Raw genomic sequence first — 14,414 nt, forward strand, 5'->3', positions numbered from 1 at the left:
GCGACCATGAACGATAAAACAATTCACTGGAACGGCGGCTTACAGCCGGAAGCGGTTAACATTCTGTCCGCCGACGGCGGCATGATCGTCTGCCCGACCAAAGTGGGCTACATCATCATGACTTCCGATGCCAAAGGGCTGGAGCGCAAGTTCGACGCCAAGCAGCGTAACCGCAACAAGCCTGGCGTAGTGCTGTGCGGCTCGCTGGAGCAGCTGAAAGAGCTGGCGCAGCTGAACCCGGAAATCGAATCCCTGTATCAGCAGCACTGGGATAACGATGTGCTGCTGGGCTGTATTCTGCCGTGGAAAGAAGAAGCCGTGGCGCGTATTCCGGACGACGGTTCAAAAGAGCTGATGATGGATCGCCGTCAGACCAGCTGCTTCGTAATTAAATTCGGCGTGCCTGGCGAGAAGCTGGCCAAAGAGCTGTGGGAAAACCACGGTAAATTCTCCTTCGCCAGCTCGGCTAACCCGTCAGGCAAAGGCAACCGCGGCCTGGTCGAGGGCATCGGTGAACGTATCGAATCCCAGGCGGATCTGATTATCGAAGCCAACGACTACGTGAAGTCCATCCAGCCTAACGAGACGGAGAAAACCCGCTACGAGCAGGGCGTGATGGTGGCGATGGTGGATGAAAACGGCAAGCTGGTGCCGGAGCAGAAGGGCGAACGCAATATTACGCCTTGCCCGGTGCTGATCCGTAAAGGGCTGGACGTGGATAAAATCATGTCGATGCTGTCGGATACCTTTACGACCTGGGATTACCGCCACGGTAACTACTACTGAGTCGGCGTTGAGCTGCCTTTAGCGTTAGCCCGCAATTGCGGGCTTTCCATCTCTACGGGCAGAGAATATTCGTTAACGGCGACCAGCACCATGTGAAGGTCGGAAAAAGTGCCTACCGTAATCACTTCATTGGGATCCTGCTTCTGCCAGCAATCCGCTTCTACAATGCAGGTAGGCTGTTTTTTATAACCTGAAGCTTTAAGATAACGGTTTATCTCGCTTGCATCGCTCGTGTCATAAAAATGGATAGCGTGTACAAGCGATGCCGGGCCAGAAATATTGGCGTAATGAAACTCATAGCGCGTAGAGATTCTGGGTATATTCTTCAGTATATCAGGCGTATAAAAATCGTATTCCTTTTTATCCTGCTCTGTATAACGGGCGCTTTCGGCAAAACCCATCTTAAGCCAGGACCAGGCATAGAGCGTTGACGCGCCTGCGACGATAGCAATAAAGCTAAGTACCTTAAAAGAATTACGCATAGGGCAAGCTACCTCCCTTGTATTTATCCATATAAGAACCGTCGGCTGAGACGATCCTTACTTTACCGGATTGAAAATCGCTCCAGGGTCGTTCGGACAGCATAAAAGCAGGTAACACGCCTTTACGTGGTCTGGCATCAGGGTATTTATCAGGATCGGGAAACAGGATTGGCGTAAAATCTCTGTTTTTCCAGGCACCGATTCTGCCATAGCGATCCCATCTTTTAAGCGCCTCTTTTTTGCTAACGGGCTTAATCAGCGTGAAAATATCCAGATTGGTCACCACGCGATAAAAGCCTAATAAATTTGATACCAGGTCTTCCCCGCTAAAGCCGCTGTCAGTTACGAGGCAGGCAGGAAAGGAAGCCTGAAGCCCTTCAAATTTTCGGGTTATGGACATCATCATACCCAGCGCGATGCTTTTACGCTCATAATATGGACGGCCACGTTTGATACGCCAGGTAATAAATTTCCCTATTTTCATGTTAAAGGGGGGATATGCCATAGCTTGCGAGTAATTTACGTCGTAGTAAGCTTTTCCGGAAAATTCCCCTGCGTCGATTTGTTTAAAGAGATTTTTGATATCGTTGCCTTGCGCATGGCCCAGGTCAACCCAACCCAGCACCTCTGTATAGACCAACCCGGAAGTCGCTGCTTTTGCCATCCTGCCTTCAATTATTTCGCTACGTTTGCTCATCCTGAGCCTCTTTAAGTCGTGGTGAAAATACGCCAGCCGAATAATACGCTTCTTATCCAAAGCGTAACTGTTAACCAGGTTGGATAATGAATATGAAGCTGCCTGCCGCCTCGTTTAGCTTAACGCCTTTTGCAGCGCAGCAATAAACAGCCTGACGCGCGGCGAGATCAGTCCGTCTTCTTTGGTCAGGATCCAGGATTTATAAAGATCCATTTCCCATTCCGGCAGTATCCGGCTCAGCTTTCCTTCTTCCACCGCCTGCATAGCGATATAGTCCGGCAGATAGGCGATGCCGGTTTGCGCGATTGCCGAGTTCACCAGCGCCGTGCTGTTATTGGCGCGAAAACGGCTGCGTACCTCGATATCCCGCTTCTGCTTCTCCTTGCGGAACGGCAGCGAAATAGTATGGGCCGGGCCGCGAAACAGAATAAAGTCGTGACGCGTCAGATCTTCCGGTTTGCTGATAGTTTTAAAACGCGCCAGGTAGTCCGGCGCGGCGTAAAGCCCCCAGCTGATATCCACCAGCGGCAAACTGTGGGGATGTTCGGGCCGCTCGCGGCGGATGACGATCGCCAGATCGATATTGTCATCCACCAGATTCACTGGCCGATCGGTGAGATCGAGATCCACGCTAACGTGCAGATTGGCCGCCACAAACTGATTCAGCACCGGCACGATGCACTGGCAGCCAAAGGTGACCGGCGCCACGACGCGCAGGCTGCCGGTTGGCTCTTCGTGAAACTGGCGGATAAAGAGATCGGCGCTTTTGACCTCGCTAAGAATGCGCGCGCAGTAGCGATACCAGGTCATGCCGACTTCGGTAACGGCGATTTTACGCGTTGTACGCAGCAGCAGCTTTGCGCCGAGGCGTACCTCAAGCGCGGAGATCTCCTTGCTGACCGCAGATTTCGACATGCCTAGCTGCTTTGCCGCTTCGGTATAGCTCAGCGTCTCTACCACGCGGGCAAAGACCACCATCGCGTGCAGGTTTTCAATATCGCTCATTAGCGGGCGGAGATCGCCAGCGCGCCGCCAGCAAAGACAAAAAGGCTGCCGACGGCGCGGTTAAGCAGGCGCAGGCGCGAAGGGTTGGCGAATACGCCAGAGAGACGTCGCCCGGCGCAGGCGTAGGCGAACATCAGGCCGCAATCGGTGATAGCCCAGGTCACAGCCAGCGTGGCGAACTGAATAGCGTGCGGCTGGCTGGCGTCGATAAAGTTAGGGAACAGCGCGGCGAAAAACAGCAGGTCTTTTGGATTGCTGATGCCGACCATATAGCCTTTGCGAAACAGTTTAAGGACGCCCGGCATCTCCTGCGGCTGACCGCTGATGATGATGCTTTCCGCCGGCGCGCTGCTGCGCCAGGCGCTGATACCCAGCCAGATCAGATAGGCGGCGCCGACAACCTTCAGCACGGTGAAAGCGGTGGTAGAAGCGGCCAGAATCGCACCCAGGCCCAGCGCCGAAGCGGTCATCAGCGTCATCGCCGCCGTCACGCCGCCGATAACCGTCGCCAGCGCCCGGCGTCTTCCATAGCGCAGACCGTGCGTCATGCTGATTAGCGCGGACGGGCCGGGAACGGCGATAAGAACCCCGATAATGCCAACATAGGCCAGCCAGAGATGAAGCGACATGACGATTTTCCTTCAGAAATAATCCCTGTACGACGGCAGGAAGCGGACAACTGGCAGTAGCTTAATGGCTGAGCAAAGGGAAGTAAATTGAGCAAAAGCGGATCGGGGCGGAGAATGCGAGCCGCCCCGTAAAACTAACGCACTTTTTTCACCAGCACCGGGATTTGGCGCAGTTGGTTAGCCAGCACCAGGCCGCCCAGCAGCATCACGGCGATAAAAGCCGAAACGCCCGCCCAGCCGTAGCCGTGCCAGAATACGCCGCCCAGCGTGCCCGCCACGCTGGAGCCTAAATAGTAGAAGAAGAGGTAGAGCGATGAAGCCTGGCCTCTGGCGCGGCGGGCGCGATGGCCAACCCAGCTGCTGGCAACCGAATGCGCGGCGAAAAAGCCGGCGGCAAACAGCATCAGTCCAGGCAGCACCAGCAGCAGCGTGGTGAACTGGGTCGCGATCAGGCCGGTCAGCATCAGCAGCAGCGAGCCCATCAGCACCACGCCGCGTCCGTAACGCGCCGTCATCATCCCCGCTTTCGGCGAGCTGTAGGTGCCGGTCAGGTAGACCACCGACAGCAATCCCACTACCGTCTGGCTCAGTGAAAACGGCGCGGCCAGAAAACGATAGCTGACATAGTTAAACAGCGTCACAAAGCTGCCCATCAGGATAAAGCCGACCAGGAACAGCATCGGCAAGCCCGAATCGCGCCACTGGAACATAAAATTGATCAGCAGCTTGCGTGGACGTAGCGAACCGGCACGAAAATGCTGCGAAGGCGGCAGCAGGCGGAAGAAGAGTCCGGCAGCCGTTAAGGCGAACAGGCCAACCACGAACAGGGAAACCTTCCACGAGAAATGATCCGCCAGCATACCGGTAAAGAGCCGCCCGACCAGCCCGCCAATGGAGTTGCCGCTGATATAAAGCCCCATTGAGAAAGAGAGGAACACCGGATGCAGCTCTTCGCTCAGCCAGGTCATCGCGACTGCCGCTACGCCGCTTAGCGCCAGACCGGTCAGCGCGCGCATCGCCAGTACGCCTTCCCAGCTGTTCATGGTCGCGCAGATCAGCGTAAAAATTGCGGCCAGCAACAGGGAGACGGACATCACCGACTTACGGCCGATAGCGTCCGAAAGCGGGCCGGTTACCAGCAGGCCCAGCGCCATCATGGCGGTAGTGACCGAAAGCGACAAACTGCTTTGCGCTGGCGTCAGATGAAAGCTTTGCGAGAAGACCGGCAATATAGGCTGTACGCAATAGAGCACGGCGAAGGTGGAAAGTCCGGCGCAGAACAGCGCGAGGGTAGCGTGCATAAAGCGTCGTGTACCGCGGACAATATAAGTTTTATCTATGTCTGGCGAGTTGGCGGGAGAAACTAAACTATCATTTTCTTCGGTAAGACTTTCCGGGTGTAACGCTGCGGATTTATTTACTGCCGGTGCCACGAGAGTGTCCTTGTTTGTATTTAAAAGGCGGGTTTTCTATCAGATAATCTTATTGCTGCCATAGTCAAAACAGCGTTGACGTGCACTAATATCGGACAGTTTAAATTTAATGTAAATAAAAGTATGGAATATTTTTTTAGCGTGCAAAAAACAGGCGATTTATTCCCTGGGCGCGCAAATTTTGTTCGCAGATGAACGAGGGACTGCGCCCGATCGGCGCGTGGCCAGCGTAAAAGCCGGACGCAACCTGAACGATAAGCAGATTAATAATTAAGCCTTTTTCAAAAACGTAAAGCGTTTACCAGCCATTACTTTTCTGTCAGGTAAAGCGTAAAACCTTTTTTTTGCCGTGAATCATTTATTTTTTGAAATATTATCTTATCTCTTGTCATATTATTGGCGGTTTGCATTATGAGACAGGAGTACTACACTTATTGTTTATGCAAAATAAACCGAATACCACATTGTCAATCAGAGACATCAGGAGGTTTTTATCGCTTTTAATCATAACGACCTGACCATTGACAATAACCTGGCGGATTATGAAGCTTATTATCACGATTACGAAGCGCTGGATGTTTTTGCCGAACCGCAGCCCGAACCTATCCGTGGTTTGCCTGCGCCGGATATCCTGACGCCTGCCGATCGTTACCAGGAACTTTTCGAGGCCGTGCAGAGCGCAAGGATTTTTGCCGACAGCAAAACCTTTGCGGATTGCGCGCCCAAAATCGAGCCGGAAAGGATCCTTTACCGCTACTTTATGCAGCGGGAGCAGGAGGACTTTAACCTGCTGGCCTTCGTGCTGGAAAATTTCGATCTGCCGAAAATCAACGACAGCCGCTATGTCGCCGATCCGGAAAAAAGCATGAGCGAGCATATCGACTCGCTGTGGCCGGTATTGACGCGCAAGCCGGAAAAACATTCTGAATTCTCTTCGCTGCTGCCGCTGCCGGAGCCTTACGTGGTGCCGGGCGGCCGCTTTGGCGAAACTTATTACTGGGATTCGTACTTCAGTATGCTGGGCTTTGCGGCCAGTGGGCAGATGGAGCTGTTGCGCCAGATGGCGGACAATTTTGCCTGGATGATCGATACCTACGGTCATATCCCGAACGGCAACCGCACCTACTATCTGAGCCGCTCGCAGCCGCCGGTATTCGCGCTAATGGTGGAGCTGTTCGAGAAAGATGGCGTGAGCAAGGCGCATCGCTATCTTAAGCAGCTCAAGCGCGAATATGCTTTCTGGATGGATGGCGCGGAATCGCTGACGCCCAATGAGGCTTATCGTCACGCGGTAATGATGCCGGACGGTTCGGTGCTGAACCGCTACTGGGACGATCGTGATACGCCGCGCGATGAATCCTGGATCGAAGACGTGGAAACCGCCAGAAACTCGGCGCGCCCTTCCAGCGAAGTTTATCGCGATCTGCGCGCGGGCGCGGCTTCGGGCTGGGATTTCTCTTCCCGCTGGCTGAGCGAGGCGGGACGGCTGGAAAGCATTCAGACCACCAGTATTGTGCCGATCGATCTCAATGCTTTTCTCTATAAGCTGGAAACCACGATTGCCCGACTGTCGGCCAGCCAAAACGATCGCGCTACGGCAGAGCTCTATCAGCAGAAAGCAGAGCGCCGCCGCGAGGCCGTGAATACCTGGCTATGGGATTCACAGGCTGAACTCTATCGCGACTACAACTGGCGCGAGCGTGAAAAAGGCGCGTTTTCAGCGGCGACGGTAACGCCTTTGTATGTAGGCATGGCGAGCCTGGAGCAGGCGGCCGCTACGGCGGCAGCCGTTCGCTCGCATCTGCTGGCGCCGGGCGGCATGTTGACCACGGTTGAAGAAACCGGCGAGCAGTGGGACAAGCCCAACGGCTGGGCGCCGATGCAGTGGATGGCGATCAAAGGCTTCAACAACTATGGCGAGGAGCTGCTGGCGAAAGAGATCGCCGCGCGCTGGCTGCAGGTTACCGGCGCCACCTACCATCGTCACCATAAGATGGTCGAGAAGTATAATGTGGCCGGACGCGCGCCGGTATTAGCGGGCGGCGGCGAGTATCCGCTGCAGGACGGTTTTGGCTGGACCAACGGCGTAACGCGACGTCTGCTGGCGATGTATCCGGACGCAGCGCCGAAACGCTAATCCATCGTTAATGGTTGAAAGCCTCCGCAAGGGAGGCTTTTTTCATTCATGGCTCAACGCAAGGCTGAAATAACGCACTCTTCTGACCGTCTCTTTTTTTATCCGCAGCTGGCCGCGATTTATACGGGCGCGTTCTGCGCTGTTCGATGCTGGTATATCGACAGCACTTCCTGAATAGCTACTCCAAGAATAGTCACTTCCTGCAGCTGCTCGCTCTCAATAATCGTGCCCGCTGCGGTGACAATCTGCTCCGGATTGCAGCGAATAGTGGCCCATTCACGACGGCCTGCGATATCGATCAGCACGCGGCTGCCCGCTACGGCGGGACGATAACGGTCGATAATGCAGTAGCTGCCGTTGCAGGCGCTGAGGTAGCAGTCGTCATTGGTCGGCAGCAGATCCTGTAGCCGGGCAAACAAAAATTTTACCTGGTGAGACGGCTGGCTGGCCTGGGTTGTGGCCGCGCAGGCGCGATAAACCCGATTTTTCAACATAGTTACTCCATCGATTTAATCGTGAAAGTCACCACGCCAAAAATTTCCAGCTGCTCTTCCTCCGCCAGCACTATCGGCGGCCAGGCCGCGTTCATCGCCAGCAGCCGAACGTCCGGACGTAGCTGAAGTTTTTTCACCGTGAATTCGCCGTTTACCGCCGCGACCACGATATCGTCATGGTCGGCGATAATGCCGTTATCGACCACCAGCAGATCGCCATCGTCGATACCGGCGTCGCGCATGGAATCGCCGCTGACCCGAATGTAATAGGTACTTTCCGGCCGCTGCACCAGCAGATCGTTTAAGTCCAGCCGCTGTTCTATATGGTCTTGCGCGGCAGCCGGCGAGCCGCAGGGCACCCGGGTCAAAAAAAGCGGCAGCTGCACCAGCGCGCGCACCTCGGCAGGACGAAGTAAATTCATGGGGTTATCCCGAAATAAGCTGTATATAAATACAGTATTATCATTTGCGGCAAACGATCAAGCCCGATAAGCGATTTTTTGCGGTTCGCCAGGCGGGAAATCGTGCCGCAGGCGGCGCGCAGCAAGGCAGGCGGTGCCCGTTATGGCTGTTGTCTGAAAAAGCTTTGGGTAGAAAGGGAAGGCGTTTGGCCGCTGTGGCGCGCTATCAGGCTAAATTCCGCTTTTTTAACCAGATAGCTAAAACGGTTTCGGCAAATTCATCGTCGAGGGTATAGAAATAGCATTCCGGCACGTTAAGCACGCGCGCGAAAGCGCACATGGTTTCAAAGGTCGGACGGTGGATGCCGCCTTCATACTGCGAAACGCGGGAACGCGCCGTCTCTTCTTCAATACCAGCCAGAACGCCCAGCTTTTCCTGAGTCAGACGAGCGCGTAGTCGGGCCGCTTTAAGCCGGGCTGGAATCATCAGTCACACCATCAACGATCATACATTGACTTACTGTTTAGCATTACTTAACATGGTAGTTGTTTAGTGATACTCAACAAGTAACGCCTGACGGAAGCAGACAAGGATGAACGGGATAACTCACAAGGACTGGCATCCGGCGGATATCATCGCCGGATTGAGGAAAAAGGGGACTTCGCTTTCCGCTGTTTCGCGCGAGGCCGGGCTGGCTTCGTCCACGCTGGCGAACGCCCTGAATCGCCACTGGCCGAAAGGCGAACGGCTGATTGCGGAAGCGCTGGGCGTCAGGCCCGAACAGATCTGGCCGTCGCGTTATCGCAAGATGGGATGAGGTCGCTGGCGAAACTCCGCTATTCTACGCAATGGCTTTTATCCGCGGGTAACGCGGACGAACATCACATTATTGCCACATATCTGAACCGAACCAGCCGCACTCTTTACTCTTTCGCCGCAGGATGGCTGCGGTTAGCAATAATCTGCTGCAGGTTCGTCTCTATCCAGTCGGCCAGGCCGGTGACGCGATCGCGCGCCTCGTGTCCCAGCGGCGAAAGGCGATATTCGACGTGCGGCGGGATCACTTCATAATCGATACGCTCCACAAAGCCATCTTCCTCCATAAAGCGCAGCGTCTGCGCCAGCATTCTTTCACTGACCCCGCCGATTTTGCGACGCAGCTCGCCGAAGCGCAGCGTACGCTCTTCCAGCGCAAGCAGCACCAGCAGGCTCCAGCGGCTGGTCAGCCGTTTTAGCACCTCGCGCGACGGACAGTCGCTGTTCAGCAGCTCGCCGCGCTGCAGCTTATCGCGAAGGGAAATCAGACTATTTTTTTGCATACTAACAAACCTGTAAGTACTTACTTTTAGTTAGTGTATGGCATAGGCTGAGTCAATACAACGTTTCCGGCGCGATGCCGGGCCCGCTTTTATCGACTGAAAGGAGTGCATCATGATTGCAGTAACCGGAGCTACAGGGCAGCTTGGCCGCCTGGTCATCGACGCTTTACGCAAAAGAGTGTCAGCCGAAGAGATTGTCGCCGTCGTGCGTTCGCCAGAAAAGGCCGCCGATCTTGCGGCGCTGGGCGTACAGGTGCGGCAGGGCGACTATAACCAACCGCAGACGCTTGCCGGGGCTTTTCGCGGCGTGGAGAAAGTGCTGTTGATCTCCTCCAGCGAAATCGGCCAGCGCGAAGCGCAGCATAAAGCGGCGATCGACGCGGCAAAAACGGCAGGCGTGAAACTGCTGGCCTATACCAGCCTGTTGCATGCCGATAGCTCGCCGATGGGGCTGGGCGACGAACACCGCGCCACCGAACAGGCGCTAATCGCTTCCGGCCTTTCCTGGCTCATTTTACGCAACGGCTGGTATAGCGAAAATTACGCCGCCAGCATCGCGCCCGCGCTCGCGCACGGCGTATTTATCGGCGCGGCGGGCGAGGGGAAAATCGCTTCCGCCAGCCGCCAGGACTATGCCGAAGCGGCCGCGGTTGTGCTGACGGGCGAAACTGACGCTAATAAAGTCTACGAGCTGGCGGGCGATACGGCCTACACGCTGGCGCAGTTTACTGCGGAGATCGCCAAAGCCAGCGGCAAAGAGGTCAATTACCTTAATCTGCCGCAGGCGGATTTCGCTGCCGCGCTGAAAAGTGCCGGTTTGCCGGAGGCGCTGGCGGAAATGCTGGCGGATTCCGACGCAGGCGCAGCGAAAGGCGCGCTCTATGACGACAGCCGGACGTTAAGCAAACTAATCGGCCGCGCCACCACGCCGTGGCAGGAAGTGGTAAAAGCTTTTGTGGCCCGCGCCTGAGTATTGCCAGGGAGAGCGCGTTGCTCTCCCGCTTCCGCCACGCTATTGCCTAATCTTTTTGACAAAGCCGGTCAAATATCTTCACTATCGGGCAAAGCGATAATCCTGCACTATCCTTAAACCTTTCCGGTGAAAATAAGGATAAATCGCATGTCGCTCATCAAAAAAATGGCTCTGCCGTTATTAGTCAGCTCCGCGCTCTGGTCACAGTTCTCCGCTGCGGCGCCTGTCAGCTACGCTATGGACAGCGGACATACTTCCGTTGTTGTTTCCTGGACGCACTTCGGCTTTTCTCATCCAACGGCTGATTTATCCGGCATCACCGGCAACATCGATTTTGACGCCAGCAAAATCGGCGATTCCAAAGTAGACGTAACTATTCCGGTTAACAGCATCGACACGCATGTGGACAAGCTGACCGAAGAGTTTAAAGGCGCCGACTATTTCGACGTCACCAAATACCCGAACGCCACCTTTAAAAGCACCAAAGTCGTCAGCACCGGTAAAGATAAAATGGATGTGCATGGCGATCTGACCATTAAAGGCATCACTAAGCCTGTCGTTCTGCACGCTGTTCTGAACAAGCAGGGTATGCATCCGATGGTGAAGAAAGAGGCGGTTGGCTTCGACGCCACCACCACGTTCAAACGCTCCGACTTTAAGCTGGACAAATATGTGCCTGCCGTCAGCGACGAAGTGAAGCTGACCATCACGACCGAAGCCTACGCGAAGTAAGCTTTCGCGCCGCCGGTCGCCTCACTCTGCGGCGACCGGCGGCTTAAACCGGCTGTACATAATAGCGCCTGCGGTAGGAACCACTTCTGTTTCCGCATTCGGCAGCGTCCGCTCATCCTGCAGCGAGAAACTGTCCAGCATCAGCTCGTTGACCCTGTAGGGGGTCAGATTGCCGATAACTGCGAACCCGCGCGCGTCGGTGGTCGTGCCGTACTGATTGATCACGCCGATGCCGCCTGTTTCCGGCACCTCAACCAATGCCACCGTTTCGCCCAGCGTCTGCCCGAACGTCACGCCGTCCTGATGCAGCACCGCGCTGCCCGCCAGACTTTTCCGCGTGTGAAAGAGCGGCCCGATAGCAACGCGCTTCGCCGTATCCGGCTGGCTGTCCGTACGCTCCACCAGCGCGGGCATCGTGGAAAAATAAGGTCGGGTCAGCAGAAGATCGTTTTCTTTGGCCTCCTGCAAGCTGGCCCGGCCGATCAGGTCGATGTCGCCCTGGCGCAGCGGGGTCAGCAGCTGGGCTTTATTGGGATAGACGTGGATCGCAATCGGGATATTAAGGTTAAACGCCAGCAGCGCCAGATAGTCAGCGTCCAGGCCATCGTAATCGCGGTAGCCTATGATGAGGTCATAAGGTGCGTACTCCAGTGCCGCAAAGCCGTAGCGCAGCGTGCGCTTGTGCCGCAGCCACTGCCAGTCGTCATGGCTGAGCGGCGGCTCGGCAAGCTGGATCTGCTCGCGGCTGTTCGGCTGCAGCTCGCGGTAGCTGGCGACCGGTCCGCCTGCGCTGACAAACAGAGAAGCAGCAGGATTAGCCATTTACGCATCCTGCGATTCCAGCAGGGCGCGAAGCGACTCGATATTCTCCTGCTGCAGTTTATCAAGCAGGCGCCTTTTATAGGTGCTGATGGTTTTATTGCTCAGCAGCAGGCGCGCAGCGATCTCTTTATTGCTCAGGCCGCTGACCAGGTAGCGCAGCACGGTGAGCTCGCGATCAGAGAGCGCCGCCAGCGGATCTTCTTCTGCGGCGGGGGTGGACGCGGCGGCCAGCGTGGCGTGCGGAAAGCAGCTGTAGCCCTGCAGTACCAGCTGACACAGCGGCAGCAGCTGACGGATATCCGCATCCTTACTGAAAAAAGCCGCGGCGCCGGCCCTCATCGCGCGTGGCGCATAGGTTTCCGTGGAGAGGCTGGTGTAGACCACTACCTGTGGCGTCAGCTGTTGACGGCGAATATGCTGCAGCAGCTGCAGGCCGTCCATACGGTTCAGCATAATGTCCAGAATCACCAGATCGGGCCGATGTTCTTTGATAGCGGAGAGCGCGCCGGCGCCGCTGGTGGCGGTATGAATACTGTTTTCCGCCAGCGGCGCCAGAATGGCCTTAACGGCGAAACAGATGGCCGGGTGGTCGTCGATGACCAGGATGACGGGCATGGTAAAAATCCTTTTTTCTGGCGCTCTTCCTGAACAGGCAAATCCTGCCTTAGCGCATTGGTCGGGATTATTACCTGCGATTACCGCTTTGCAAAACCACCATTAGTCCTAAATATGCGTTGTGTCTTCTGGCGCAGGATCACTTTATGGCGTGCGCTCGCAGCTGGATATATTGGTTGGCGCCTTTATGCGATAGCTGACGACCTGTTCACTACAGAGCCAGCAAGCGCAAAAGCTGTTGTGCGAGGTTCATCATGGCGAAACGCTATATGCGCAAAACGCCTATGCTGATCGAAAATTACGCCGCTGGCGTAAAAAATCCAGCTTTTTTTGATTAGGGTTATACGATTCGTTAATTTCGCCTTACCGCTATAGCAATATTTGCAGCAATTCTGTTAAGTGCCATAGCGCAGACGTGACAGTCAGTTGCTACAAACAAGGAGAGTAACAATGGCATGGACTTATAATGTAATGCTGAAAACCTTTAAACATAATGGCGAATACAAGTTTAGCGCGCGTTACGCTGGCGCGCCGGGCTATAAGGATAATCCTGAGTATGAATGCCTGCGCGATAAAGGCCCGCTGCCTCGCGGCAAATACAGGATTGTGGGCGTTCCGTTTACGCACAATAATGCGGGGAAATTCACGCTACGACTGGAGCCGGATAAAGGTAACAGTATGTGTGGCCGCGATGGCTTTTTGATTCATGGCGACAGTAAAAAAGAGCCAGGTACGGCGTCAAAGGGTTGTATCATATTGGCACGAGGGTTTCGTGAGCGGATATGGCAATCTAAAGACAGGGAGATTATTGTTGAATGAAATATTTTATTCTGCCCTTGATTATCGCCAGCACCAGTACGTTTGCGGCTCAGGTGCTCGACAATAACTGTAAATCCCCTATATCGGGTACCGCTGTGGTAATGATGGATGAAGTGCGCGAAAAGATGCATATTGACATCAAGAGCATACCGTCCGAAGGTGTGACTACGGAATTACTTTTTAACGAGCCTGTCTCTGATGTTCTATCACAATATTATGCAGAAAAAAGTTACGAGGCCGATAACGGCTTATCGATAAGTAAATATAAAGAGATATATTCCGAAGATAACCCAAGAAACCTTATAATTAAGTTCACGCTTAAAAATAAGGAGGGAAAAGAGGATATCTTTCTTGTCTCTGCCATTGCAAATGATTATGAGTGCGACATAAATTTCAACGGCTATATTATCGTAAAGCGCGAGTTCTGATTATCGCTCCTGTGCCTGCACAGGAGCTTTTCACAAGCAACGCGTTACCCACTGGGACTGCGCATCGACGTGGTCTTCATTGAACCTGCAGATAAGCTTTTATAGCGGTTCTCTGTAAGCGCCGCTACTGCAAGGTGATAACCCTGTCTGCCGAAGCGATCGTGGAAGGGCGGTGAGCCACAATAATACGGGTTATTTTTAACGAAGAGATCGCTTTATTAATCGCGGTTTCATTGTCGATATCCAGAAGATTTGTAAATAAAATATCATCATCTGTCATGGTGATGAAAAGAATATACATCACGTTTTTAATTTGTGCAAAATTTTAAATAAGGGAATTCACATTACTTTATTCTGTCTGTTAGCGTTATTGGATAAATATGTTGAATAAGACTATTCCGAATATTTTGGGTGAAGTTAGATTAAAACAAGATTTATATTGATTAGGTTATTAAATTCAAAGGGTTATAGGATTTTTCTTAAGAAATAATTCATATGATTTTGCTTTCATATTTTGGAGGAACTTCTCCCTGGAAAATGGCCGCTCTGTCGGGGAAATTAAACAGATCATCTTTCAAGAGGAAATCTCCTCTCTTATCGTGTCTACAGAGATAACGAACAGGCCTGAAATGCCGCGCATA

General features: G+C 54.0%; 18 protein-coding genes and 1 pseudogene. 7 read left to right on the forward strand and 12 right to left on the reverse strand.

Features of this window, described 5'->3' with window-relative positions; translation table 11 throughout:
* The first annotated feature begins 6 nt into the window (after positions 1 to 6).
* Positions 7 to 786, forward strand: coding sequence for an L-threonylcarbamoyladenylate synthase (locus MKZ79_RS11825; RefSeq protein WP_336142422.1), 780 nt, complete (start codon positions 7 to 9; stop codon positions 784 to 786).
* Here the strand turns inward: MKZ79_RS11825 and MKZ79_RS11830 are convergent.
* From MKZ79_RS11830 to MKZ79_RS11850, 5 genes are all read right to left on the reverse strand, one after another.
* Positions 780 to 1,268: a hypothetical protein gene (locus MKZ79_RS11830; RefSeq protein ID WP_336142424.1), complete on the reverse strand. Its 489-nt coding sequence runs from the start codon at positions 1,266 to 1,268 to the stop codon at positions 780 to 782. The two genes, MKZ79_RS11825 and MKZ79_RS11830, sit on opposite strands and share 7 nt — an antisense overlap.
* The gene (locus tag MKZ79_RS11835) at positions 1,261 to 1,965 is read right to left on the reverse strand and encodes a hypothetical protein (RefSeq protein WP_336142425.1); all 705 of its coding nucleotides are present in this window, start codon (positions 1,963 to 1,965) and stop codon (positions 1,261 to 1,263) included. Before MKZ79_RS11835 ends, MKZ79_RS11830 begins: the two co-directional genes overlap by 8 nt.
* 114 nt (positions 1,966 to 2,079) lie before the next feature.
* Positions 2,080 to 2,970, reverse strand: a complete 891-nt coding sequence (locus tag MKZ79_RS11840) for a LysR family transcriptional regulator (protein WP_336142426.1) — start codon at positions 2,968 to 2,970, stop codon at positions 2,080 to 2,082.
* Positions 2,970 to 3,599 carry a LysE family transporter gene (locus MKZ79_RS11845; RefSeq protein ID WP_336142427.1) on the reverse strand — a complete coding sequence of 210 codons (630 nt, stop codon included), beginning with the start codon at positions 3,597 to 3,599 and terminating at the stop codon, positions 2,970 to 2,972. The genes MKZ79_RS11840 and MKZ79_RS11845 overlap by 1 nt, the downstream gene beginning before the upstream one ends.
* A gap of 134 nt (positions 3,600 to 3,733) precedes the next feature.
* Positions 3,734 to 5,032 carry an MFS transporter gene (locus tag MKZ79_RS11850; RefSeq protein WP_336142428.1) on the reverse strand — a complete coding sequence of 433 codons (1,299 nt, stop codon included), beginning with the start codon at positions 5,030 to 5,032 and terminating at the stop codon, positions 3,734 to 3,736.
* Between the two features lie 463 nt (positions 5,033 to 5,495).
* On the opposite strand from MKZ79_RS11850, the gene treF reads away from it, so the two are divergent.
* A complete protein-coding gene (gene treF, locus MKZ79_RS11855) occupies positions 5,496 to 7,169 on the forward strand; it encodes an alpha,alpha-trehalase TreF (protein ID WP_442897153.1) in 1,674 nt (557 codons plus the stop codon).
* A 119-nt stretch (positions 7,170 to 7,288) separates the two neighbouring features.
* Here the strand turns inward: treF and MKZ79_RS11860 are convergent, their stop codons facing one another.
* The 3 genes from MKZ79_RS11860 to MKZ79_RS11870 all read right to left on the reverse strand — a co-directional run bounded on the left by MKZ79_RS11860 (position 7,289) and on the right by MKZ79_RS11870 (position 8,551).
* Positions 7,289 to 7,663, reverse strand: coding sequence for a hypothetical protein (locus MKZ79_RS11860; RefSeq protein ID WP_336142430.1), 375 nt, complete (start codon positions 7,661 to 7,663; stop codon positions 7,289 to 7,291).
* 2 nt (positions 7,664 to 7,665) lie between these two features.
* A complete protein-coding gene (gene umuD / locus MKZ79_RS11865; protein ID WP_336142436.1) occupies positions 7,666 to 8,085 on the reverse strand; it encodes a translesion error-prone DNA polymerase V autoproteolytic subunit in 420 nt (139 codons plus the stop codon).
* A 205-nt stretch (positions 8,086 to 8,290) separates the two neighbouring features.
* Positions 8,291 to 8,551: a helix-turn-helix domain-containing protein gene (locus tag MKZ79_RS11870; protein ID WP_336142438.1), complete on the reverse strand. Its 261-nt coding sequence runs from the start codon at positions 8,549 to 8,551 to the stop codon at positions 8,291 to 8,293.
* 115 nt (positions 8,552 to 8,666) lie between these two features.
* On the opposite strand from MKZ79_RS11870, the gene MKZ79_RS11875 reads away from it, so the two are divergent.
* Complete coding sequence (locus MKZ79_RS11875; protein ID WP_336142864.1) at positions 8,667 to 8,882, forward strand: helix-turn-helix domain-containing protein; 216 nt, start codon at positions 8,667 to 8,669, stop codon at positions 8,880 to 8,882.
* 106 nt (positions 8,883 to 8,988) lie between these two features.
* On the opposite strand, the gene MKZ79_RS11880 is transcribed toward MKZ79_RS11875, so the two are convergent.
* Positions 8,989 to 9,384, reverse strand: coding sequence for a winged helix-turn-helix transcriptional regulator (locus MKZ79_RS11880; protein ID WP_336142439.1), 396 nt, complete (start codon positions 9,382 to 9,384; stop codon positions 8,989 to 8,991).
* 112 nt (positions 9,385 to 9,496) lie between these two features.
* On the opposite strand from MKZ79_RS11880, the gene MKZ79_RS11885 reads away from it, so the two are divergent.
* Together MKZ79_RS11885 and MKZ79_RS11890 are read left to right on the forward strand one after the other, a co-directional pair.
* Positions 9,497 to 10,354, forward strand: a complete 858-nt coding sequence (locus MKZ79_RS11885; RefSeq protein WP_336142440.1) for an SDR family oxidoreductase — start codon at positions 9,497 to 9,499, stop codon at positions 10,352 to 10,354.
* Positions 10,355 to 10,504: 150 nt separating this feature from the next.
* On the forward strand, positions 10,505 to 11,089 hold the full coding sequence (locus MKZ79_RS11890) for a YceI family protein (RefSeq protein ID WP_336142442.1): 585 nt from the start codon (positions 10,505 to 10,507) through the stop codon (positions 11,087 to 11,089).
* A 21-nt stretch (positions 11,090 to 11,110) separates the two neighbouring features.
* Here MKZ79_RS11890 and MKZ79_RS11895 read toward each other — a convergent pair whose 3' ends face one another.
* Together MKZ79_RS11895 and MKZ79_RS11900 are read right to left on the reverse strand one after the other, a co-directional pair.
* Positions 11,111 to 11,911, reverse strand: a complete 801-nt coding sequence (locus MKZ79_RS11895) for a fimbria/pilus outer membrane usher protein (protein WP_336142444.1) — start codon at positions 11,909 to 11,911, stop codon at positions 11,111 to 11,113.
* On the reverse strand, positions 11,912 to 12,526 hold the full coding sequence (locus MKZ79_RS11900) for a response regulator transcription factor (RefSeq protein ID WP_336142446.1): 615 nt from the start codon (positions 12,524 to 12,526) through the stop codon (positions 11,912 to 11,914).
* Between the two features lie 471 nt (positions 12,527 to 12,997).
* On the opposite strand from MKZ79_RS11900, the gene MKZ79_RS11905 reads away from it, so the two are divergent.
* Positions 12,998 to 13,345 carry a tlde1 domain-containing protein gene (locus MKZ79_RS11905; RefSeq protein ID WP_336142448.1) on the forward strand — a complete coding sequence of 116 codons (348 nt, stop codon included), beginning with the start codon at positions 12,998 to 13,000 and terminating at the stop codon, positions 13,343 to 13,345.
* Positions 13,342 to 13,773 carry a hypothetical protein gene (locus MKZ79_RS11910; RefSeq protein WP_336142450.1) on the forward strand — a complete coding sequence of 144 codons (432 nt, stop codon included), beginning with the start codon at positions 13,342 to 13,344 and terminating at the stop codon, positions 13,771 to 13,773. The genes MKZ79_RS11905 and MKZ79_RS11910 overlap by 4 nt, the downstream gene beginning before the upstream one ends.
* A 124-nt stretch (positions 13,774 to 13,897) precedes the next feature.
* Here the strand turns inward: MKZ79_RS11910 and MKZ79_RS11915 are convergent.
* Positions 13,898 to 14,029 (reverse strand): annotated as a pseudogene (locus tag MKZ79_RS11915) (hypothetical protein); the annotation flags it as partial.
* Between the last annotated feature and the right edge of the window lie 385 nt (positions 14,030 to 14,414).

Source organism: Erwinia sp. CGal63, assembly GCF_037026505.1.
Lineage (GTDB): Bacteria > Pseudomonadota > Gammaproteobacteria > Enterobacterales > Enterobacteriaceae > Erwinia.

What these genes read in the sequence shown, in the direction of transcription:
- MKZ79_RS11825 (WP_336142422.1), top strand. Translation starts at nt 7, where the DNA reads ATGAACGATAAAACAATTCACTGGAACGGCGGCTTACAGCCGGAAGCG.
- MKZ79_RS11835 (WP_336142425.1), bottom strand. Translation starts at nt 1,965, where the DNA reads ATGAGCAAACGTAGCGAAATAATTGAAGGCAGGATGGCAAAAGCAGCG.
- MKZ79_RS11830 (WP_336142424.1), bottom strand. Translation starts at nt 1,268, where the DNA reads ATGCGTAATTCTTTTAAGGTACTTAGCTTTATTGCTATCGTCGCAGGC.
- MKZ79_RS11845 (WP_336142427.1), bottom strand. Translation starts at nt 3,599, where the DNA reads ATGTCGCTTCATCTCTGGCTGGCCTATGTTGGCATTATCGGGGTTCTT.
- umuD (WP_336142436.1), bottom strand. Translation starts at nt 8,085, where the DNA reads ATGAATTTACTTCGTCCTGCCGAGGTGCGCGCGCTGGTGCAGCTGCCG.
- MKZ79_RS11885 (WP_336142440.1), top strand. Translation starts at nt 9,497, where the DNA reads ATGATTGCAGTAACCGGAGCTACAGGGCAGCTTGGCCGCCTGGTCATC.
- MKZ79_RS11870 (WP_336142438.1), bottom strand. Translation starts at nt 8,551, where the DNA reads ATGATTCCAGCCCGGCTTAAAGCGGCCCGACTACGCGCTCGTCTGACT.
- MKZ79_RS11890 (WP_336142442.1), top strand. Translation starts at nt 10,505, where the DNA reads ATGTCGCTCATCAAAAAAATGGCTCTGCCGTTATTAGTCAGCTCCGCG.
- MKZ79_RS11910 (WP_336142450.1), top strand. Translation starts at nt 13,342, where the DNA reads ATGAAATATTTTATTCTGCCCTTGATTATCGCCAGCACCAGTACGTTT.
- MKZ79_RS11840 (WP_336142426.1), bottom strand. Translation starts at nt 2,970, where the DNA reads ATGAGCGATATTGAAAACCTGCACGCGATGGTGGTCTTTGCCCGCGTG.
- MKZ79_RS11880 (WP_336142439.1), bottom strand. Translation starts at nt 9,384, where the DNA reads ATGCAAAAAAATAGTCTGATTTCCCTTCGCGATAAGCTGCAGCGCGGC.
- MKZ79_RS11860 (WP_336142430.1), bottom strand. Translation starts at nt 7,663, where the DNA reads ATGTTGAAAAATCGGGTTTATCGCGCCTGCGCGGCCACAACCCAGGCC.
- MKZ79_RS11905 (WP_336142448.1), top strand. Translation starts at nt 12,998, where the DNA reads ATGCTGAAAACCTTTAAACATAATGGCGAATACAAGTTTAGCGCGCGT.
- MKZ79_RS11895 (WP_336142444.1), bottom strand. Translation starts at nt 11,911, where the DNA reads ATGGCTAATCCTGCTGCTTCTCTGTTTGTCAGCGCAGGCGGACCGGTC.
- MKZ79_RS11900 (WP_336142446.1), bottom strand. Translation starts at nt 12,526, where the DNA reads ATGCCCGTCATCCTGGTCATCGACGACCACCCGGCCATCTGTTTCGCC.